Origin of the sequence: Robbsia andropogonis, from assembly GCF_000970345.1 — a bacterium.
GTDB classification, from domain to species: domain Bacteria; phylum Pseudomonadota; class Gammaproteobacteria; order Burkholderiales; family Burkholderiaceae; genus Robbsia; species Robbsia andropogonis.
Genome location: NZ_LAQU01000013.1, coordinates 125,789 through 145,842 on the forward strand (window position 1 = coordinate 125,789; position 20,054 = coordinate 145,842).

The 20,054-nt window shown below is 58.3% G+C and carries 18 protein-coding genes; 5 read left to right on the forward strand and 13 right to left on the reverse strand.

Translation table 11 applies throughout. The features are described from left to right. Positions 1-13: 13 nt before the first annotated feature. A complete protein-coding gene (locus WM40_RS13885; protein ID WP_024901743.1) occupies positions 14-1,240 on the reverse strand; it encodes an argininosuccinate synthase in 1,227 nt (408 codons plus the stop codon). Positions 1,241-1,411: 171 nt separating this feature from the next. Then, positions 1,412-2,356, reverse strand: a complete 945-nt coding sequence (gene argF, locus WM40_RS13890) for an ornithine carbamoyltransferase (RefSeq protein WP_024901742.1) — start codon at positions 2,354-2,356, stop codon at positions 1,412-1,414. A gap of 404 nt (positions 2,357-2,760) precedes the next feature. Between argF and WM40_RS13895 the strand changes: the two genes are divergently transcribed. After that, positions 2,761-3,078 (forward strand): DUF3579 domain-containing protein, encoded by a 318-nt coding sequence (locus WM40_RS13895; RefSeq protein ID WP_024901741.1) that lies wholly within the window; start codon positions 2,761-2,763, stop codon positions 3,076-3,078. A 207-nt stretch (positions 3,079-3,285) separates the two neighbouring features. Here WM40_RS13895 and rpsT read toward each other — a convergent pair whose 3' ends face one another. After that, positions 3,286-3,570, reverse strand: coding sequence for a 30S ribosomal protein S20 (gene rpsT, locus WM40_RS13900; protein WP_024901740.1), 285 nt, complete (start codon positions 3,568-3,570; stop codon positions 3,286-3,288). A gap of 219 nt (positions 3,571-3,789) precedes the next feature. Between rpsT and murJ the strand changes: the two genes are divergently transcribed. Together murJ and WM40_RS13910 are read left to right on the forward strand one after the other, a co-directional pair. After that, a complete protein-coding gene (gene murJ, locus WM40_RS13905; RefSeq protein ID WP_024901739.1) occupies positions 3,790-5,337 on the forward strand; it encodes a murein biosynthesis integral membrane protein MurJ in 1,548 nt (515 codons plus the stop codon). Position 5,338: 1 nt separating this feature from the next. Continuing rightward, positions 5,339-6,205, forward strand: a complete 867-nt coding sequence (locus WM40_RS13910; protein WP_024901738.1) for a SirB1 family protein — start codon at positions 5,339-5,341, stop codon at positions 6,203-6,205. Positions 6,206-6,290: 85 nt separating this feature from the next. Here the strand turns inward: WM40_RS13910 and adk are convergent, their stop codons facing one another. The 4 genes from adk to lpxK form a co-directional block, all read right to left on the reverse strand. Further along, positions 6,291-6,950 (reverse strand): adenylate kinase, encoded by a 660-nt coding sequence (gene adk, locus WM40_RS13915; RefSeq protein WP_024901737.1) that lies wholly within the window; start codon positions 6,948-6,950, stop codon positions 6,291-6,293. A 475-nt stretch (positions 6,951-7,425) separates the two neighbouring features. Beyond that, positions 7,426-8,391, reverse strand: coding sequence for a 3-deoxy-manno-octulosonate cytidylyltransferase (gene kdsB / locus WM40_RS13920; protein WP_046153150.1), 966 nt, complete (start codon positions 8,389-8,391; stop codon positions 7,426-7,428). 22 nt (positions 8,392-8,413) lie between these two features. Beyond that, positions 8,414-8,635 (reverse strand): Trm112 family protein, encoded by a 222-nt coding sequence (locus WM40_RS13925; RefSeq protein ID WP_024901735.1) that lies wholly within the window; start codon positions 8,633-8,635, stop codon positions 8,414-8,416. Then, positions 8,616-9,665 (reverse strand): tetraacyldisaccharide 4'-kinase, encoded by a 1,050-nt coding sequence (gene lpxK / locus WM40_RS13930; RefSeq protein ID WP_046153121.1) that lies wholly within the window; start codon positions 9,663-9,665, stop codon positions 8,616-8,618. Before lpxK ends, WM40_RS13925 begins: the two co-directional genes overlap by 20 nt. A gap of 853 nt (positions 9,666-10,518) precedes the next feature. Here lpxK and WM40_RS13935 point away from each other — a divergent pair. Next, positions 10,519-11,097, forward strand: coding sequence for a superoxide dismutase (locus WM40_RS13935; protein ID WP_024901733.1), 579 nt, complete (start codon positions 10,519-10,521; stop codon positions 11,095-11,097). Between the two features lie 253 nt (positions 11,098-11,350). Here the strand turns inward: WM40_RS13935 and WM40_RS13940 are convergent, their stop codons facing one another. The 6 genes from WM40_RS13940 to WM40_RS13965 all read right to left on the reverse strand — a co-directional run bounded on the left by WM40_RS13940 (position 11,351) and on the right by WM40_RS13965 (position 19,793). Next, positions 11,351-12,412, reverse strand: coding sequence for an alpha/beta fold hydrolase (locus WM40_RS13940; RefSeq protein WP_046153122.1), 1,062 nt, complete (start codon positions 12,410-12,412; stop codon positions 11,351-11,353). Between the two features lie 276 nt (positions 12,413-12,688). After that, on the reverse strand, positions 12,689-14,278 hold the full coding sequence (locus WM40_RS13945; RefSeq protein WP_081764736.1) for a SpoVR family protein: 1,590 nt from the start codon (positions 14,276-14,278) through the stop codon (positions 12,689-12,691). Between the two features lie 55 nt (positions 14,279-14,333). Beyond that, a complete protein-coding gene (locus WM40_RS13950; protein WP_024901730.1) occupies positions 14,334-15,632 on the reverse strand; it encodes a YeaH/YhbH family protein in 1,299 nt (432 codons plus the stop codon). A gap of 126 nt (positions 15,633-15,758) precedes the next feature. Next, entirely contained in the window at positions 15,759-17,681 is a 1,923-nt protein-coding gene (locus tag WM40_RS13955; RefSeq protein WP_046153123.1) for a PrkA family serine protein kinase, read from the reverse strand. Between the two features lie 448 nt (positions 17,682-18,129). Continuing rightward, the gene (locus WM40_RS13960; RefSeq protein WP_046153124.1) at positions 18,130-19,287 is read right to left on the reverse strand and encodes a porin; all 1,158 of its coding nucleotides are present in this window, start codon (positions 19,285-19,287) and stop codon (positions 18,130-18,132) included. A gap of 245 nt (positions 19,288-19,532) precedes the next feature. Beyond that, positions 19,533-19,793 (reverse strand): hypothetical protein, encoded by a 261-nt coding sequence (locus tag WM40_RS13965; protein WP_024901727.1) that lies wholly within the window; start codon positions 19,791-19,793, stop codon positions 19,533-19,535. On the opposite strand from WM40_RS13965, the gene WM40_RS30110 reads away from it, so the two are divergent. Beyond that, positions 19,792-20,043 (forward strand): hypothetical protein, encoded by a 252-nt coding sequence (locus WM40_RS30110; RefSeq protein WP_157685795.1) that lies wholly within the window; start codon positions 19,792-19,794, stop codon positions 20,041-20,043. The genes WM40_RS13965 and WM40_RS30110 overlap by 2 nt on opposite strands. Positions 20,044-20,054 lie beyond the last annotated feature (11 nt).

The following is a 20,054-nucleotide window of genomic DNA, read 5'->3' on the forward strand; positions in this document are numbered from 1 at the left end:
ACCGTCGATTGTCTTACCCGCGTTGACGACGGGCGTTTTCGGCGATCCGCATGCGCAACGCATTCAGCTTGATGAAGCCGCCGGCGTCAGCTTGGTTGTATGCGCCGCCATCGTCATCGAACGTGGCGATCGTCTTATCGAACAAAGTGTCCTTCGAATCACGCGCAACCACGGAGACGCTGCCCTTGTATAGCTTCAGGCGGACCCATCCGTTGACGTTCTTCTGCGTGTGGTCGATCAGCACCTGCAGCGCCACGCGCTCCGGGCTCCACCAGTAGCCGTTATAAATCAGCGATGCATAGCGGGCGAGCAGGTCGTCCTTCAGATGCGCCACTTCACGATCCAACGTGATCGACTCGATGCCGCGATGCGCCTTCAGCAGGATCGTACCGCCCGGCGTTTCATAGCAGCCGCGCGACTTCATGCCCACATAGCGGTTTTCAACCAGGTCCAGGCGGCCGATGCCGTGCTTGCCGCCCAGGCTGTTCAATTCCGTCAGGATCGCGGCCGGCGACAGGGCCTTGCCGTTGATCGCGACCGGGTCGCCGCCGACATATTCGATGTCGATGTATTCCGGTGCATCCGGCGCCTGTTCCGGTGAGACCGTCCAACGCCACATATCGGCTTCGGCTTCGTTTTTCGGGTCTTCCAGGTGACGGCCTTCGAACGAGATGTGCAGCAGGTTCGCGTCCATCGAATACGGCGCGCCGCCTTGCTTGTGCTTCATGTCGATCGGGATGCCGGCGTTTTCCGCGTAGGCGAGCAGTTTTTCACGCGACAGCAGGTCCCATTCCCGCCACGGCGCGATAACCTTGATACCCGGCTCCAGGCCGTAGTAGCCCAGTTCGAAGCGAACCTGGTCATTGCCCTTGCCGGTTGCGCCATGCGACACGGCTTCGGCGCCGGTGGCGCGAGCGATCTCGATCTGGCGCTTGGCGATCAACGGTCGAGCGATCGACGTGCCGAGCAGGTATTCGCCTTCGTAGATCGCGTTCGCGCGGAACATCGGGAACACGAAGTCGCGGACAAATTCCTCGCGCAGGTCATCGATGAAGATGTTTTCAGGTTTGATGCCGAGCTGCAGCGCTTTTGCGCGCGCGGGCTCCAGCTCTTCGCCTTGGCCGATGTCGGCGGTGAACGTGACCACTTCGGCATCGTAGTTGTCCTGCAACCACTTCAGGATGACGGAGGTGTCGAGGCCGCCGGAATAGGCGAGCACGACTTTCTTGATATCGCTCATGATGAACTCTTGACTGGCGCGGAACAGGAAAACCCGTATTCTGCCATTTTCCGCGCCTCTAGCCGGGGATTTTGCACGCATGACCCCGATGGCAGTACGGCGTCATGCGCGCGAAACGCCTCTGCCGGCGCGGCATTGATCAAAGGCGGGCCGAGCGGCTCGCCACTTGTATTAATGATTCAATTCGCCGAGCAGCAGGAATTCCATCAATGCCTTCTGCACGTGCAGGCGGTTTTCCGCCTCATCCCAGACCACGCTTTGCGGACCGTCGATGACCTCGGCGGTAACTTCTTCCCCGCGGTGCGCCGGCAGACAATGCATGAACAGCGCGTCCGGTGCGGCGACGGCCATCATTTCCGCGTCCACGCACCAATCGGCGAAGGCGGCCTTTCGGACATCGTTTTCCGCCTCGAAGCCCATGCTGGTCCAGACATCGGTGGTCACCAGATGCGCGCCACGGCACGCTTCCAGCGGATCGTCGATCAGCCGATAGCCGCCGACGGCGCCCGGCGCCGCCACGTCGCCGGCCAGCGCGGGGTCGAGGCGATAGCCAGGGGGCGTGGAGATATGGAGCGTAAAGCCGAGAATGCGCGCCGCATCAATCCAGGTATAGGCCATGTTATTGGCATCGCCAACCCAGGCCACCGTTTTGCCGCGAATCGTTCCACCGGTCTTCTCGTGGTAAGTGAAAATATCTGCCAGCACCTGGCACGGATGGTATTCCGTGGTCAGGCCGTTGATGACCGGTACGCGAGAGTGCGCGGCAAAGCGGTCGAGAATGTCCTGGCCGAACGTGCGGATCATGATGACGTCCACCATGCGCGAGATGACCTGCGCCGCGTCCTCGATCGGTTCGCCCCGGCCCAACTGCGTGTCGCGTGTGTTCAAGAACACCGCGTGGCCGCCGAGCTGGTGGATACCGGCCTCGAATGACAGGCGGGTACGTGTCGAATTCTTTTCGAAGATCATCGCCAGCGTGCGGTCGTGCAGCGGATGATAGGTTTCGTATCGCTTGAACTTCTGCTTCAACAGACGCGTTCGTTCGAGCAGATAGTCATACTCATCGTTCGTCAAATCCGTAAAGCGAAGATAGTGGCGCGGCGTTTTGTTGGTCATAAGATGGCGATGGCCCCGTGTCGGTTCATTCCGCGGCAGCGACGCGTGCGCGGAGTGCGCGGGTGCGTGCGGGGGGCATATACGAGGTTACCTACAAACAGACGTCTGATGTCAATCTCTGAGATTGTTTCAGATCGTATCGAAAGGATAGAGGATTATGCCTGTTTTGACGAGCATTGCGCAGGTTCACGGCGGCGGCGGTAGGCCGATCACGCTATAATTGGTCTTTGGTTCGACAGAACCCGGTTTGCATCCCTTCGGGCAACCCTTCTGTCCTGACTCTGCGGGTATCGCGTGTGCGGCAGGAACCAACGGCTGGGAAAGGGTGGGCGCCTGCTCACCGCTTTTCCACCAGTGGGAACCGTGTACGTCAGAGGCAGGACCGACGCTTCAACCTCATCGCTATGGCCGATACTCCACCGCGCGAATATTTCGTTCAGGGCATCACCTCGTCCGGTAAAACATTTCGGCCGAGCGACTGGTCCGAGCGGCTCGCTGGCGTGATGTCGGCGTTCGGCCCCGGTGCGAGCGGTCCCAACGCGCGACTGAAGTATTCGCTCTATGTCAGACCAGTGATCCTCGGCGGTATCAAATGCGTGGTCGTGGACGAACGGCTGCGCGCCAAAGAGCCGATGGCTTTCGATTTCGTGATGAATTTCGCCAAGGATAACGATCTGCAGGTTACCGAAGGCTGTCTGATGTTCGAAGATCGCCCACGCTAGCTAACGCACCAATACAAAAAGCCCGCTTGCGGGCTTTTTTAAGTGAGCGCAGCCAGATAGGGATGCGGTCTACTCATGCATGCATCGATGAAATCACTTGATGCACACACGCTAAAAAGGGCGGGCCGGAGCCTCAGGCGGCTACGCGCTTACTGCGGGCTCGCCAAGGGACAAGTCCGCAGTAAGCGCGTGTTTCGCGCCGCCTGATCAGGCAGCCGCTTGCGCTGCCGTAGCGGCCTTCTTCAGACGCGCCGACAGGCGGCTCTTCAGGCGCGCGGCCTTGTTCTTATGGATAACGCGCTTGTCGGCCATGATATCCAGCGTCTTGACCGAAACCTTGAACGCATCCGTCGCCTTCGACACGTCGCCAGACGTCAGCGCCTTCGCGACGTTCTTGATCGAGGTGCGCGCTTGAGCGCGTTGCGCGGAGCGAAGGGCGTTGCGTTGCTTGCTTTGGCGAGCACGCTTGATAGCTTGGGCGGAATTTGCCATGAAAAAGTACCTTGTCCTGTGCTTCGGCTGTTTTTTCAACCGTGCTTCGATTGTTGAAGCCAGACCGGTTGACGGGCAACCGAAAACAACCGGAGAAGCGAAATGGAATGATTCGGAACCGTCGATTGTAGCCTGATTCGATTCCAGGAAGCAAGCGTTGCGGCGCAAAGTGCGTGAGATCGGATGCTTTTCGACGTTGGTCCGTATAATAGGCGCAACATGAACTTACTCAAAGCGCTCCTGACGGTCAGTGGCTTTACGCTCCTTTCCCGTATAACCGGCCTTGCCCGTGAAACGTTGATTGCTCGCGCGTTTGGCGCCAGCGTCTATACCGACGCCTTCAACGTCGCTTTCCGCATCCCGAACTTATTGCGCCGATTGTCTGCTGAAGGTGCATTTTCGCAAGCTTTTGTGCCCATTCTTGCGGAGTTTAAGAACCAACGAGGGCACGAAGAGACCAAGGCGCTGGTCGATGCCATGGCAACAGTGCTTGCGTGGTTCCTTGCCATTCTGTCGCTGCTCGGGATCGCCGGTGCCAGCTGGGTTGTCTATCTGGTTGCGTCCGGACTGCGGCACGAGGGGCCAGCCTTTCCCGAGGCGGTGTGGATGACACGGGTCATGTTCCCGTATATCGCCTTGATTTCGTTGACGTCCTTGGCGGCGGGCGTCCTGAATACATACAAGAATTTTTCCATGCCGGCGTTCGCGCCGCTGCTGCTGAATATCAGCTTCATCGTCGCCGCCACGTTCGTCGCGCCACACTTGCAGACGCCGATCTATGCGCTACCGTTTGCCGTCATCGTCGGTGGCCTGCTGCAGTTTCTCGTACAGATTCCCGCCTTGCGGCGCATTGACATGGCACCGCGTATCGCGCTCAATCCATTGAAAGCCCTCGGTCACCGTGGTGTCAAGCGGGTGCTTGCCAAGATGGTGCCGGCTACGTTCGGTGTCTCCGTGGCGCAGTTGAGCTTGATCATCAATACCAATATCGCATCGCATTTGCCCGCTGGCAGCGTGTCCTGGTTGTCTTACGCGGATCGCTTGATGGAGTTTCCGAATGCCTTGCTCGGCGTGGCGCTGGGTACCATTCTGCTCCCGAGCTTGTCGAAGGCACATTCCGACAATGCCCCAAAAGAATATTCGTCATTGCTCGATTGGGGTTTGCGCCTCACCTTCCTTTTCGCGGCGCCTAGCGCGGTTGCACTGTTTGTCTTTGCCGTGCCGTTGACGGCAACGCTGTTCGGCTATGGCAAGTTCGATGGGCTGGACGTCGCGATGGTGGCGCGCGCGCTTGGCTTGTACGGCATTGGCCTGCTGGGCTTCACGCTACTGAAAATCCTGACACCGGGCTTTTACGCGCGGCAGGATATCAAGACGCCGGTGCGCGTGGCTGTCGGCGTCATGATCTTTACACAGTTGTGCAATTATTTTTTCGTGCCATATTTCGCGCACGCCGGACTGGCGTTATCGATCGGCGTCGGCGCGACCGTCAATGCAGCCGTCCTGTTTGTCGTATTGCGAAAGCGGGGCGTCTACCGCCCGGAGCCGGGCTGGCCGCTATTCTTCGCGCAACTGGTCGGAGCGTGCCTTATTCTAGCGGGCGTCATGTTATGGTTCGCTCAGTCATTTGATTGGGTGGGATTGGGGCAGACGCCCTGGTTGCGTATTGCCTTGCTGGCGGCAAGCATAGTCCTCTTCATCGCGTTATATTTTGCGATACTGATGCTGATGGGTTTCAAATACAGCTACTTCCGACGGAGGGTATGACGTGACGAAGTCGACGGTTGTATTGGATTACTTCGGCGCGCTGGTCGCCGACGACGAGGGATTGCCGCTGACGGAAGCGGCATTGTCCCTTGCGCAAGACGCGTATCCGCAGTTGGACGTTCAGGCGGCCCTGGCCGATATCGATGGTCTTGTCGATAAATTGCGCAGACGGTTGCCGAAACAGGCCGGCGCGGCGCAGAAGTTGCATTTGCTGAACCGCTATTTCTTCCGGGAGCTGGGATTTGCCAGCAATCGGAACGATTATTACGATCCCGATAATAGCCATCTCAACGCCGTGCTGCACAAGCGCCATGGCATACCGATATCACTTGCCGTGCTCTACCTGGAGATGGCCCAGCAACTGGGTTTGAAGGTGAGCGGGGTGTCGTTCCCCGGGCATTTCATGCTGCGTGCGACGTTGCCTGCAGGGGAGGTCATCATGGACCCGACAACAGGTGATTCGTTGAGCGAGTCACAACTGATGGAGATGCTCGAACCCTATATGATCAGCGCAGGGCAACCGGTCGCCAGCGCGTTGCGCGCGATTTTGCAGCCGGCAACCGCGCGCGAGGTCGTCGCGCGGATGTTGCGCAACCTCAAGATGATTTATTTGCAGACCGAGCAATGGCCCTTGCTGTTAGCAGTGCAGCAGCGTCTAGCGATCCTCCTGCCGCAGAACATCGAGGAGCGACGCGATCGCGGTCTGGCATTTGCCCGTGTCGACGCGTATCGGCCGGCGATTGCCGATCTGCAGGCCTATCTCGAAGAACGGCCGGCGTCGGAAGACGCGACGATTATCGAAACCCAACTGACCGACTTACGGCAACGCGCCGGCGAGCGCCGCGGGGACGGCGAAGCGCGTCTCTGACCCTGGCGGCATGTCGGTTTTATCAGGCGGAGGTCGACGTCGGCATACCTGGTGATCGCGGTGCGTCGATCCTCCGCGATGCCCCTCAGTCTTTCAACGCATCCAGTGCCCGCTGGCGGATTTCGTCGACCGGACCCAGGCCCGCGATGCGTCGATACACCGGTGCGCCGGCGCTATCGGTCGATTTGGCCCATTGCTGGTAGAAATCGACCAGCGGCCGGGTTTGGGCGTTGTAGACCTCCAGGCGCTTGCGTACGACGTCTTCCTTGTCATCGTCACGCTGGATCAACGGTTCACCGGTGAGGTCGTCCTTGCCGGCTTCCTTCGGCGGCGCGAACGTGACGTGATAGGTTCGACCCGATGCGGCGTGCACACGGCGGCCGCTGATGCGGTTGATGATTTCGTCGAACGGGACATCGATTTCGAGCACGTGATCAATAGCAACGTGACTTTCCCGCATTGCTTCCGCTTGCGGGATCGTCCGCGGAAAACCGTCGAACAGATAGCCGTTCGCACAGTCCGGTTGTTGCAGGCGTTCCTTGACCAGATTGATGATCAGTTCGTCGGTCACCAGTTCGCCGGCGTCCATGAAGCGTTTCGCCTCCAGACCCAACGGCGTGCCGGCCTTCACGGCGGCGCGCAGCATATCGCCTGTGGAGATTTGCGGGATACCGAAATGCTCCTTGATGAATGCAGCTTGGGTGCCCTTGCCCGCGCCGGGCGCGCCTAACAGGATCAAACGCATGACGATTACTCCGTTTATATGGATCGGGTGCCGAGTCGCCGGCCCGTTCGGGGTGCCATGCCATCAGGGACAGCCCCCGTCGCGGGTCTACCGCGGGTGCAACAGCCGGGGCACCACGGCGGGCAGTTCACGCCGCGGTCCTGCCGACAACTCGAAATTGGGTGTGTAAAAAAGATGATCACCAACCCATGGACAACCATGGTGGACCAACGCCGGCGCGCCGACCCCGTTTCGTCCCATCGTCAGGACAACGGGATCGTCACGTTGTCGTCGCGGGTGCGTGTCGTGGTCACTGGAAGCGTCCGATATGGGTCACAAACAGGACTTGCCAGTCGGTCGATTACGCGTGTGAATCGCACGCGTTCTTCCAGCGCGAACGCTGATTATGCCATGGTTGTCGCCGATGAAACCGGCGCGCGACGATGGTTTGGCGGGCCAGGCATGAACGATGCTCACCGTTTATCTCAATGTTTTATTAAACGGAGCGCTTCGCAAATGCGTCACGCGCGCGGGCAAGATCTTCCGGCGTGTCGACACCAGGCGGTGGCGCATCGGCCGTCACCAGTACGGCAATCCGTTCGCCGTGCCACATCGCACGGAGTTGTTCAAGCGATTCCGCACGCTCCAGCGGCGCAGGCGACAGTGTCGGATAGCGGCGTAAAAATCCCACCCGGTATGCATAGATGCCTATATGCCGATAGACGGGTGCTGGTGCATTCTCGGACAATTGACTGCGACGATCGGCCGCGGCGTCACGCGAGGCCGCCAGCGCGCTCTCCAGCGTGGGCGCAACAGATGGCGCCCCGGTCTTGACAGCCGCGACCGATGCATTCGATGTGGACGTCGAGGCGGTATCGACGGCGTCGGTGAGCACTGACGATTCCGCTGCCACCGGGCGGGCATAGCCTTCGCGAAACCAGGGAATCGGCGCGCGCGAAAAATACATCGCCACCCCGTTCGCGTTGATGACCACTTTTACCGCATTCGGATCGAATATCTCGTGGATTGAATGAATGGGGTGGGCGGCCGTGGCGATCGCGCAATCGGGATGTGCGGCCAGATGCGCCGCCACCCCCCGCACCAGTTCCGGTGCGATCAACGGTTCGTCGCCCTGGACGTTGACCACCACGGTATCGTCGCTCCAGCCGAGGCGCGTTGCCACTTCGGCGAGCCGATCGGTGCCGGAGGGATGGTCAGGGCGTGTCAACATTGCTTCGAAACCGTGCGCGATCACGGCGTCGTGGACGGATTGGGCGTCGGTGGCCACCACGACATGACGCGCCCCGGATGCTTGCGCACGCTCCGCGACGTGGACGACCATCGGTTTTCCGCCGATATCGGCAAGCGGTTTATTCGGCAGGCGGGTTGATGCGAGGCGAGCAGGAATGACAGCGACAAAGACGGGCGTGCTGTCGCCGCCGACGAGTACGGAGGTCGTTATGGACACGATCGGCAGCCGTTTCTCAGACGGTTCCGGCGCCGACGTCCGCGTCCGGACCATTCGGATTCACCCGATGACCATCGACGGTCGTACGCGCTTCTTCTGCCAGCATGACGGGAATACCGTCCTGGATCGGATACGCCAGTTTGTCGGTCGCGCAGACCAATTCCTGCGCGGCACGATCATGTTTCAGCGGTCCCTTGCACAACGGACACACGAGGATTTCAAGCAGACGAGCGTCCACGGACCTTCTCCACGACAAGCGCTATCAAACGAGGATCGAGCACGCCCTCTACCGGGACGGCCCAGATACGGGGATCATGCCAATCGCCGCATTTTACCGCATCCTTCTCTGTTACAAGGATCGTCTCGGCGGGGTCGCCGTGGAACGGGTTGCGATCGAACGCATGATGATCGGGCAGTGGCAATGTGCGTGTCGCGATCCCCAGGCCACGCAACATGTCGAAGAATCGTTCCGGTGCGCCGATACCGGCCGCCGCCAGCGTGCGTGATGCGTCACGGCCTGCAAAGGACGAGAGCGCACGGTGCGGTGGCGTTCCGGCTGCGCACACTTGCCATGCGTCACCGGGCACGAGCGTCATCGCGAACGTGTTGGACCAGTCTGCCGGGGCGATGGAGACAGGGGCGTTATTGATGACGGTGGCATCACGGCGGCGTGTCATCGGTTCCCGCAGTGGTCCGGCAGGCAAAAGAAACCCGTTGCCGCCCAGGCGGGCATCGAATACGACAATCTCCATGTCTCGTGCTAGGCGATAATGCTGCAAGCCATCGTCACACAGGATCACGTCAACGTCGGGGACGACTGCCAGCAGGGCCTGGGCAGCGGCCACCCGATCGCGTCCGACGGCCAGCGGTGCACCAGTGCGTCGGACGATCAGCGCCGGCTCATCGCCAATGTCGGCCGGGGTGGCGGCATGCATTGCATGGGCGTCGACGACAGTTGGGCGAGGGCGCCGGCTTGCCGCACTGCCATGTCCGCGCGATACCACGCCGGGCGTCAGCCCTTGCTCCCGCAGGGCCTCGACCAGTGCAATCACGGTGGGGGTCTTGCCCGCGCCGCCAACGGTCACGTTGCCGATCACGACAACCGGCACGGGCACGCGGATGCTGTGCCGCCAGCCGCGTTGAAAAGCCGCGCGGCGCAAGCCCGCAATGGCGCCGAACAACAGTGACAATGGCCACAATGACCACGCCGTCAGACCTCGCCGTTGCCACGCCGCCGTTATGCGCGCCTCCCATTTCCCCACGCTCATGCCGCCCTCCCAGCTTGCCGGAGCGCGCAATGTAACGCGCTGGTCTTCGCGCGGCAAGCGGGTTGCAGGGCTGTCATCCGCATGTCATCCACAGCTGCGCGCCGGAAGCCTGTGGGAAACATCAGAATCGTTTTCGTAAGTCATTGGCAGGTCTGCGCTTTTTGAAGGTGATGCATTTTTGGGCAGAGTCGATTTTTTGCCAGGTTCCCCGCGCCATGCTATCCCCATCGAACCGATGATTGCATGTGGACAACTTGGGGAGGGCAGCGCTAACCCAATGGCCGAACAGCTAAAATTGTGGGTGCGTAAAATTTAGGCAATTTCCGATGCCGCTTTGCCTCTTGATGGAACGGGATCGGTGCATTGCGACGCGTGATCGGTTATCCACAGGTCCGGCCTTTAGAGGAATGGCCCGGCGCGGTTTCGTCCCCAGTCTTGGCGGTCTTTCATGTGAACAACGTGGGGACGGCATAGGTAAACCCTGGTGCGGCTGGTCTTTTTTGTGCTTGATGCATTTTTGAGCACGATGGACCGGGCGTGACCATGGCGCGGGGAACGACGGGCCGCCGGGCCGCGGTCTCGTTCGGCGAAGGCGATCGGCAAGTACCGAAAAAGCGGCACGAGGCCGATGCCACGGGGTTTTCGCGGCAGCATATACGATATCCGTCGTTTGCGAGGGGGCGGTAACTACCCTACAATCGCCGGAGTGGTCAGAACAAGCCCTCGCCGCACGGCCGGACGGGGTTGCCCATCGTGTCGGCATTACATCGCGTGATGGTGGGTCGCGACAAACCGAACCGGTCGACGTAAGGTAAATATATCCCCGCAAACCAACATAAGGATGTCCTCGGCTATGGAACACCAACTGCCCCCGCTGCCGTACGCAAAAGATGCATTGCAACCGCATATGTCGGCTGAAACGCTTGAGTACCACTATGGCAAGCATCACCAGACGTACGTCACGAATCTGAACAAGCTGATTCCGGGCACGGAATTCGAAAGCTTGACCCTCGAAGAGATCGTCAAGAAGTCGTCCGGTGGCGTGTTCAACAACGCCGCCCAGATTTGGAACCACACGTTCTTCTGGAACTGCCTGTCGCCGAACGGCGGTGGCGCACCCACCGGTGCACTGGCGGACGCCATCACGGCGAAGTGGGGCAGCTACGACAAGTTCAAGGAAGCGTTTGCCGCCGCCGCGGCCGCCAACTTCGGATCGGGCTGGACCTGGCTGGTCAAGAAGGCCGATGGTTCGGTGGACATCGTATCGACCAGCAACGCCGCTACGCCGCTGACGTCCGATGCCAAGGCATTGCTGACGATCGATGTGTGGGAGCACGCTTACTACATCGACCACCGCAATTCCCGCCCGAACTTCCTGGCGGCATTCTGGAATATCGTGAATTGGGATTTTGCCGCGAAGAACTTCGCCTGATGACCCTGGTCGGCATGACGAATCGCTTTTTCCGCATGGCGATGTGATGCCGGGATAGACGGGCATCCCTCGCGGTTTGCTGGTCCGCGCCAGATGGCGCCAAGCCCCCCATTCGTGAACTGCATCTCAAAGGTCGGACGCGTGTCCGACTGTTGGAGCGCGGTTCACGCTGGGGGGGTTTTATTGGTTGACGGTGCCGAGACACCGCGCGTGATAACGAACGCGCACCGACGCTCGACATTTTTTCAGTGCCTTAGTCCTGCATCGGCTTCAACGCTTTCATGTCACGCAACAGCACCGCATGGAACTGATTGGGCTCCTGCATTTGCGGCGCATGGCCGGCATCGGGGAAGGTCTCCAGGATCACATTCGGGATGACCGCCGCCGCATGTTGTGCCAGCGCCGGATAGTTGCCCAGGGTCGGGCGGATATCGGCGGGGGCGTACTCCTTGCCAATGGCCGTCGTATCTTTTGCGCCGATCATCAACACGGTAGGCACCTTGATCTGCGGCAGCTCGTAGAACACCGGTTGATTCAGGATCATGTCATACAGCAATGCCGAATCCCACGCGACGACATCGCGCTGCGGACCCCGGTACATCCCGGCCAACATCTGCACCGATGGCTCGTAGTCCGCGCGCCATTGCCCAGCGAAATAGGTGTTTTTCTCATAGTTGCGGATGCGGTCCGCCGTGGTCTTCTGCTCCCGCGCGTACCAATCGTCGACGGAGATCGGAGGTACGCCTTTCGCACGCCAATCTTCTAGCCCGATAGGATCGACGAGTACCAACTGTTCCGTTTGCTTCGGATAGGTTAATGCGTACCGGATACCAAGCATGCCGCCGGTCGAATGACCGACGATCGTTGCCTTGTCGATGGAAAGAGACTGCAGCAGCGCCTGGGTGTTGCGGGCGAGTTGTGCAAAGGAGAATTGATAGGCCTGTGGTTTGTCCGATTTGCAGAAGCCGATCTGGTCGACGGCGATGACCCGATACCCGGCCTGGTGCAAGGCGCCGATCGTCGGCCCCCAGGTTGCCGCGCAGTAGTTTTTCCCATGTAGCAGCACGGCGGTGCGGCCATTCGCGGTTTCCGGGCGCGGTGCGACGTCCATGTAAGCCATGTGCAGCGTCTGACGTTGGGACTGGAACGTAAAGTAGGAAACGGGATAGGGATAATCAAAACCTTGCAGTTCCGGTCCATAAACAGGCCCGTCGGTTTCTGCCTGCGCCGTCATTGGATGCAACGACAGTGTTAACGCAGTCGCAAGCACCGTACGGATCGCCATTACCGTAAAACGTGGGAGTCGAGAGGACATTCTTAGCAAAGGGAAACATCGGAGAAGGCGCGGACGAGCATCGTCGGGCGCCCGGGTCCTTATTCACTCAGGTCACGGGCGCGGACAAATGTTGGTATACAACGGTACTCGCCACGGAGTGCGGGCAGACGTCCCGGCCTGTCAATATGCCACGATCTGGTACGCCGCCGCGATCATTGGAGCATCGATTGATGAATGTCAGCTTAAGCGCCGGGAGGTGACGGGCATCTGCGGTTGCACGGTATCGCGATGCCGTTGACTGGGCATCGCGAGTGGTCACGGACGGATGCCGCGCAAACCGTCGCACTTATAACGTTCGATGACATTGCCATCGGCATCCACGCTTTCCAGCTTTACGTCGAAGCCCCATAGCCGCGTCATATGGCGCAAGACTTCGTCGGTCGACGTATCCAGCGGACGATTATCGGCGCGAACGTGTCGCAATGTCAGGCTGCGGTCGCCACGCCGATCCACCGACCATACCTGAATGTTCGGCTCCCGATGGTGCAGGTCATACTGCTTGGACAACGCCTGCCGGACGTAACGATAGCCGCTCTCGTCATGGATGGCGGAAATCGCCAGCGCATCGTCGCGTTCGTCATCCAGCACCGAGAAGAAGCGCATGTCGCGAATGACCTTTGGCGACAGGTACTGCGCGATGAAACTCTCGTCCTTGAAATTGCGCATGGCGTAGTGCAACGTTTCCAGCCAGTCGGAGCCCGCCATGTCCGGGAACCAGTACCGATCTTCGTCGGTCGGGTGTTCGCAAATGCGCCGGATATCAGTCATCATCGAGAAACCGAGCGCGTACGGATTGATCCCAGTGTAGTACGGCTTGCTGACCGGTGGCTGGAAGACCACATTGCTATGCGAATGAAGAAACTCCATCATGAAGCCGTCTGTCAACTTGCCTTGGTCGTACAGGGTATTCAACAAGGTGTAGTGCCAGAAAGTGGCCCATCCCTCATTCATGACTTGCGTCTGACGCTGCGGGTAAAAATACTGCGCGACCTTGCGAACAATCCGGATGACTTCGCGTTCCCATGGCTCGAGTAATGGTGCCTTCTTCTCCGCGAAGTAGAGCAGATTTTCCTGCGGCTCTTCCGGGAAACGCTCTTCCATCGCGTCGATCGTTTCGATCTTCCGCGGCGGTAGCGTTCGCCATAATTCATTGATTTGCGACTGCAAGTACGCTTCACGTTCGCGTTGCCGCACGCGTTCCTTCTCGAGCGACAATTTTTGCGGACGTTTGTACCGGTCCACACCATAGTTCATCAAGGCATGGCACGAATCGAGCAGTTCCTCGACACGGTCCAGCCCATGCCTTTGCTCGCATTCGGCGATATAGTTCTTTGCGTACACCAGGTAGTCGATGATTGCGCTGGCGTCGGTCCACATCTGAAAAAGGTAATTACCCTTGAAGAACGAATTATGACCATACGCCGCATGCGCGATCACCAGCGCCTGCATGGTCAGCGTGTTCTCCTCCATCAAATACGAGATACAAGGATTTGAGTTGATGACGATCTCGTACGCGAGACCCATCTGCCCGCGACGATAGCCTTTCTCGGTCGATAGGAAATGCTTGCCAAACGACCAGTGACGGTAATTGACCGGCATGCCGATTGACGCATAGGCATCCATCATCTGCTCGGAGCTGATGATCTCGAGCTGGTTCGGATACGTATCGAGTTTGTATGCCTTTGCGGCGGCGGCGATATGGTCGTTGTATTGCTCGATCAGTTCGAACGTCCAGTCCGACGGATTTGGCAACGGGTCACGCTTTGTCGCCACGCCACTTGCGGTTTTCGATACGCGTTGCGCTACTTCATTTGCCTGGTCGATCAACGTATTCGTCTCGCCCATCGCTTTCCCCTCTGCGCTCCCGGCTGGGAGCGCGCAAACGGATCAATATCCTGGATCAGCCTTGCTTCGCATTCGCGCGTTTTTCAAACAGCTCGCGGAACACTGGATAGATATCCGCGGCCGTTTGCACTTTCTTCATTGCGAACTGCGGATGATCCACCGCCATCTGTTCGTATTCCTGCCATAGATTCTGCTCTTCCGGCGCGACCTGGATATAGGCGAAATACCGACAAGCGGGCAGGATGTCCTTGCTCAACAGTTGCCTGCACTTTGGCGAATCGTCATTCCAGTTGTCACCATCCGATGCCTGTGCACCATAGATGTTCCATTCGTTGGGCGAATACCGCTCCTCGATGATCTTCGCCATCAGTTCCAGCGCACTGGATACCACCGTACCGCCGCTCTCTCGGGAGTGGAAGAACGTTTCCTCATTCACTTCATCGGCGCGTGTATGGTGACGGATGAAAACCATCTCGATACGCTCATAGTTCCGCGTCAAGAACAGATACAACAGGATGAAGAAACGCTTCGACAAGTCCTTTCGTTGCTCGTCCATTGATCCTGAAACGTCCATCACACAGAACATCACCGCCTGGCTCGACGGCATGCTTTGCCGCGTGCGATTGACGTAGCGCAAGTCGAATGGATCGATAAACGGAATGCGCGCGATACGTCCTTCCAGCGCGATGATCTCCGCTTTCAACTTCTTGATCTCGTCCAACCTGGCGGGATCGGCCGGGATAGCTGGCGCGCGTTCCAGCGCTTGCAACCGTTCCTTCATCTCACGCACTTCCGCGGACAGCGGGCCGCCCAGCGCGATACGCCGGCCGAGCGCGCCGCGCAGTGAACGTACGATATGGATATTGTTTGGCGTGCCTTCCGCCGCATAGCCAGCCCTGACGCTTTTCCAATTAGGAACCGTCAGGAATTCATTCGCGATCATCCGTGGCAGTTCGAGATCCTCGAAGAAATACTGCATGAATTCTTCGCGACTCAATTCGAAGGCAAATTCATCTTCCCCTTCGCCGTCCTTGCTGGCCTGGCCACTGCCGGAACCCGCACCGCCCCCTCCACCATTGGGGCGCTGGATACGGTCACCGCGCATGTAGTCTGAATTGCCCGGGTGCACCATTTCGCGCGTACCACCGGGACCGTGTCCGAACACGGGTTCCGATACATCCCTGCGGGGAATCGTTATTTTTTCCGACTTCTCGATATCCTTGATGCCACGGTCCCGGATTGCTTCGGTTACCGCGCCACGGATATGACTGCGAAAGCGCCGCAGAAAGCGTTCGCGATTGGCGATGCTTTTGTTTTTGCCGGAAAGTCTGCGGTCGATAATTTGCGGCAAGATGCGTCTCCATCTGATGAGTCGTCGCGGGGCGCCCTCACCGCACGCGTGTACACGTGGATGGACTATTGGACACCGCCACACGCCGTGCGGCACTGCCTGCGCATTGCGCAGGCAGTGCCGATGGCATCACGACGCTTTGCGTACGCGCAGATACCATTCACACAGCAGGCGCACCTGCTTGGGCGTATATCCCTTTTCGACCATCCGATTGACAAATTCGTCGTGCTTGCGCTGCTCTTCCGCCGAGCCCTTCGCATTGAACGACACGACAGGCAACAGCTCCTCCGTGTTCGAGAACATCTTTTTCTCGATCACCCTGCGCAGTTTCTCATAACTGGTCCAGTGCGGATTGTTGCCCGCATTGCCGGCCCGCGCACGCAGCACGAAATTGACGATCTCGTTACGGAAATCCTTCGGATTGCTGATGCCCGCCGGCTTCTCGATTTTCTCGAGTTCGGCGTTTAGCGCAGCCCGGTCAAAACTTTCGCCCGTATCGTGATCGCGGAATTCCTGGTCCTGAATCCAGAAATCCGCATAGGTGACATAGCGGTCAAAGATGTTTTGTCCATACTCCGAATACGATTCGAGGTATGCCGTCTGAATTTCCTTTCCGATAAATTCAACGTAGCGAGACGCCAACTGGTCCTTGACGAAAGACAGGTACTTTTGTTCCTGTTCCGCCGGGAATTGTTCGCGCTCGATCTGTTGCTCCAGCACGTACATCAAATGCACCGGGTTGGCGGCTACTTCGGTCGAGTCGAAATTGAATACCCGCGACAAGATCTTGAACGCGAAGCGCGTGGACGTACCGTTCATCCCTTCGTCGACACCGGCAAAATCACGATACTCCTGATACGACTTCGCCTTTGGATCGGTATCTTTCAAATTCTCGCCGTCATACACCTGCATCTTCGAATAGATGCTGGAGTTTTCAGGTTCATGGAGCCGCGTCAGCGCCGAGAACTGTGCCATCATCTTCAATGTGCCCGGCGCGCAGATCGCATCGGCCAGCGAAGAATTACGCAGCAGTTTCTCGTAAATACGGACTTCTTCGCTCACGCGCAGGCAATACGGGACCTTGACGATATAAATCCGGTCGAGCATTGCCTCGTTGTTCTTGTTGTTGCGGAACACCTTCCACTCAGACTCATTCGAGTGCGCAAGAATGATTCCGTCGAACGGGATCGCGCCAAATCCTTCCGTCCCCTTGAAGTTGCCTTCCTGCGTTGCCGTCAACAACGGATGCAGCACCTTGATCGGCGCTTTGAACATTTCAACGAATTCGAGTAAACCCTGATTCGCCAGGCAAAGGCCACCGGAATAGCTGTATGCGTCAGCATCATCCTGGGAAAACTGTTCGAGCTTTCGGATGTCGACCTTGCCCACCAACGACGAAATGTCCTGGTTGTTTTCATCACCAGGCTCGGTCTTCGCAATGCCCAATTGACGCAGCACGGACGGGTAGCGCTTCACTACCTTGAACTGGCGGATGTCACCGTTGTATTCATGCAGCCGTTTGACCGCCCACGGGCTCAGGATGCTCTTCAAGTAACGGCGCGGAATGCCAAATTGTTCTTCGAGGATCGGCCCATCCTCCTCATAGTCGAACAGACCTAATGGCGATTCGTTGACTGGAGAATCCTTGATCGAATAGAAAGGCACGCGCTCCATCAATTGCTTGAGCCGTTCAGCGATCGATGACTTCCCGCCGCCCACCGGACCCAGTAGATAGAGAATTTGTTTCTTTTCCTCGAGGCCTTGCGCCGCGTGGCGGAAATACGAGACAACTTGCTCGATGACTTCCTCAGCGCCGTAGAATTCACGGAAGGCCGGGTAGATCTTCATCACCTTGTTCGCGAAGATGCGCGACAGGCGGGGATCATTGCGCGTATCGAGGGCCTCGGGCTCACCGATGGCCATCAACATGCGCTCGCTGGCGCTCGCGTATACCGATGGATCCTTTTTACAAAGCTCGAGATACTCTTCGAGCGTGAACTCTTCCTCGCGTGACTTGTCGAAACGGCTCGCGAAACTGCTGTAGATATCCATGCTTTCCCCTCGCCAACGTGAAACGAATACCCGGTAAAACGTCATGCTTCGCCGGTCTGTCCAGTTATTGCCAAGAATTGCATTTGATCCGGGTCTTTTCTCACCAGTCTAAGTACCATTGTGCGCTCAACCCGTGCCGATTGTTGTCTTAACACGTTACCGGATGCCATTGCATCCGGGTGATGGTTGCGCACCGGTGGTACCGCTCACCTTGTCTGGCGCACTTTACGCCAAATGTTACGAGCAGCGAGAAACGGACCGCATGAGTCACATGGTAAGCCAATGTCCGACGATGCGGGGCCGTAAAATAATGGCCCGAATAGGGGTGGGTGTTTTGCAACAGCCACACCCGTAGATCGTGGCGCCGTATCCGCGTACCGAGAAAAGCAAAGGCGAGCCCGGAATATCAGGCTCGCCTTTGATACAGCATAGGATTACTGCTTACGAATCAGAATGCATGTCGCAGACCAACACGACCTGAAATCTGGGTCTTGTTATCGGTGGGTCCAACACCGTTGATGAATGCGCCGCCGTCCTTCGCGTCACGTTGCGCGGCGACGGTAACATACACTTCCGAGCGACGCGACAAAGCGTAATTCGCACCTGCGGTCACTTGATGGAATTGGATTTTCTTTCGGGAATCGCCCGTATCATTTTCGTCGCCCCGGGTGAACGTGTAACCAAGACCAAGTCCCACGGCTGAAGTCACCTGATAGGTACCGCTGATTTCAGCAATATGCATCTTAAGATCGAGGGAATTATCGAACGTTCCCATCTTTGTCCGAACGTTGCTATATGTCGCGGCAATGCTCGCCGGACCGAACGTATAGGAACCGCCTACAGCACCTACCCGATAACGCGACTGTACGTTACCGATGTCGCTAGCCCCTAACCTTGTGGCCAAATCCTGCGCTACCTTATTGCCAAGCCTGCGGGACGACGTCAAGTAAGGGTTGAAATTCGCATTCTTGGAATCCGTATAGGCAAGACCGAACTTGAACGGGCCATTGTCATACCCGGCGCCTGCCGACCATACGAGATTTTCGCGGTTTGCGCCCGCTACACCATGAATGCTGACGGCTCCACCAAAGTAGAAGCCGGAAAATGACGGGCTGACATACTTGATTGAGTTCTGTAACTGGTTCGAATAGTCGAAATTATTCAGGTCATATCGCGCACCGCCCATGGTCCGCGCATACCGTGCAACCTGGCTGAACGGGGCAACGAAGTCGACCACCATGTCGGACTGACGACCAAACGACACGCTACCGAAGTCACGGCTACGCAAACCCACCAAGGCTTTCCGATTGAAGATCGTGCCATCTTCCGCGAATTTACCGTTCGCGAGATTAATGCCGCTCTCGACATTGAAGAACGCGCTCAGGCCCGCGCCCAGGTCTTCCGTCCCACGAAGACCCCAGCGGCTGCCTTCCAGGCCACCTGCGGGGTAGAGCGCGACCTGCCGCCCTTGATTCCCGTTGACTCCTAAGACTTTCGACGTGTAGCCGACGGATTGGTCCAGCACGCCATACAACGTCACGCTACTTTGTGCCTGAGCACCTGCCGCGCAGGCCAGCGCTGCTACCGCGAAAAGCGTCTTCCTCATGTGTAATCTCCGATCCAGTTTTTCGTCGCGCCCTTTAATCGGCCTATCAAGGCCGGAAGGCGGGACATAAGCGAGAAGCTGGAACGAAAATTAACAACATTGTTTCGTCAAACGAAACAATGTTCGTCAAAAATAATTATTTGACGCTACAGATGCAACAATTGGCTGTGAAAGGTATTGCTGTGAAACGGACGTGACGCTAGCCATCGGCATGGGCATCGGCACTCGATAGTGCAAAGAACGGGCTATTCGAATGCCCCGCCACGCGACGTTCCCGAGATCGGCGCGGTGTTACCCACACGGCGACCGACAGGCGGCAAGGGGACGACGAGCGGTGGGGTATGCATGGCTTCCTCGGCATCAAGCCATTCCTGCAGCACCTGGAGCGGCATGGCCAGTTCGCGGGCAACAGCGTCCGGCGCCTTGCCTTCCAGCAGTACGCGTTCGAGCGCAGCACGCTTGAATGCGTGACTGAAAAAACTTCGGGGAATTTCGTAGCCCGCCATGACCGCTCCCTCCTTCGATTTTACCGCGCTCGCTGTCACCAATGAGCGATACCGGGGTGAATACCCCGGTTGGATGTTCTATGCGAGGAGGAAGGCGCGGACAAACGTTCGAACGCTAGGGGGCGCGGCATTCCTCGCACAACAGCTGCGGGAATCCGTCACGCCAGCACCGGACACGGAAGGACCGGGCGACGGCTCACGTCATGCAACGCGCAGCCAGTGGAGTGATCACGATACTCCGGATTGGTGAACGAAACATGA

Bases quoted from the DNA above. Each gene is read 5' to 3' on its own strand.
- WM40_RS13885 (WP_024901743.1), bottom strand. From the start codon at position 1,240: ATGAGCGATATCAAGAAAGTCGTGCTCGCCTATTCCGGCGGCCTCGAC.
- argF (WP_024901742.1), bottom strand. From the start codon at position 2,356: ATGACCAACAAAACGCCGCGCCACTATCTTCGCTTTACGGATTTGACG.
- WM40_RS13895 (WP_024901741.1), top strand. From the start codon at position 2,761: ATGGCCGATACTCCACCGCGCGAATATTTCGTTCAGGGCATCACCTCG.
- rpsT (WP_024901740.1), bottom strand. From the start codon at position 3,570: ATGGCAAATTCCGCCCAAGCTATCAAGCGTGCTCGCCAAAGCAAGCAA.
- murJ (WP_024901739.1), top strand. From the start codon at position 3,790: ATGAACTTACTCAAAGCGCTCCTGACGGTCAGTGGCTTTACGCTCCTT.
- adk (WP_024901737.1), bottom strand. From the start codon at position 6,950: ATGCGTTTGATCCTGTTAGGCGCGCCCGGCGCGGGCAAGGGCACCCAA.
- lpxK (WP_046153121.1), bottom strand. From the start codon at position 9,665: ATGAGCGTGGGGAAATGGGAGGCGCGCATAACGGCGGCGTGGCAACGG.
- WM40_RS13935 (WP_024901733.1), top strand. From the start codon at position 10,519: ATGGAACACCAACTGCCCCCGCTGCCGTACGCAAAAGATGCATTGCAA.
- WM40_RS13940 (WP_046153122.1), bottom strand. From the start codon at position 12,412: ATGTCCTCTCGACTCCCACGTTTTACGGTAATGGCGATCCGTACGGTG.
- WM40_RS13945 (WP_081764736.1), bottom strand. From the start codon at position 14,278: ATGGGCGAGACGAATACGTTGATCGACCAGGCAAATGAAGTAGCGCAA.
- WM40_RS13955 (WP_046153123.1), bottom strand. From the start codon at position 17,681: ATGGATATCTACAGCAGTTTCGCGAGCCGTTTCGACAAGTCACGCGAG.
- WM40_RS13960 (WP_046153124.1), bottom strand. From the start codon at position 19,287: ATGAGGAAGACGCTTTTCGCGGTAGCAGCGCTGGCCTGCGCGGCAGGT.
- WM40_RS30110 (WP_157685795.1), top strand. From the start codon at position 19,792: ATGACCGCTCCCTCCTTCGATTTTACCGCGCTCGCTGTCACCAATGAG.
- WM40_RS13965 (WP_024901727.1), bottom strand. From the start codon at position 19,793: ATGGCGGGCTACGAAATTCCCCGAAGTTTTTTCAGTCACGCATTCAAG.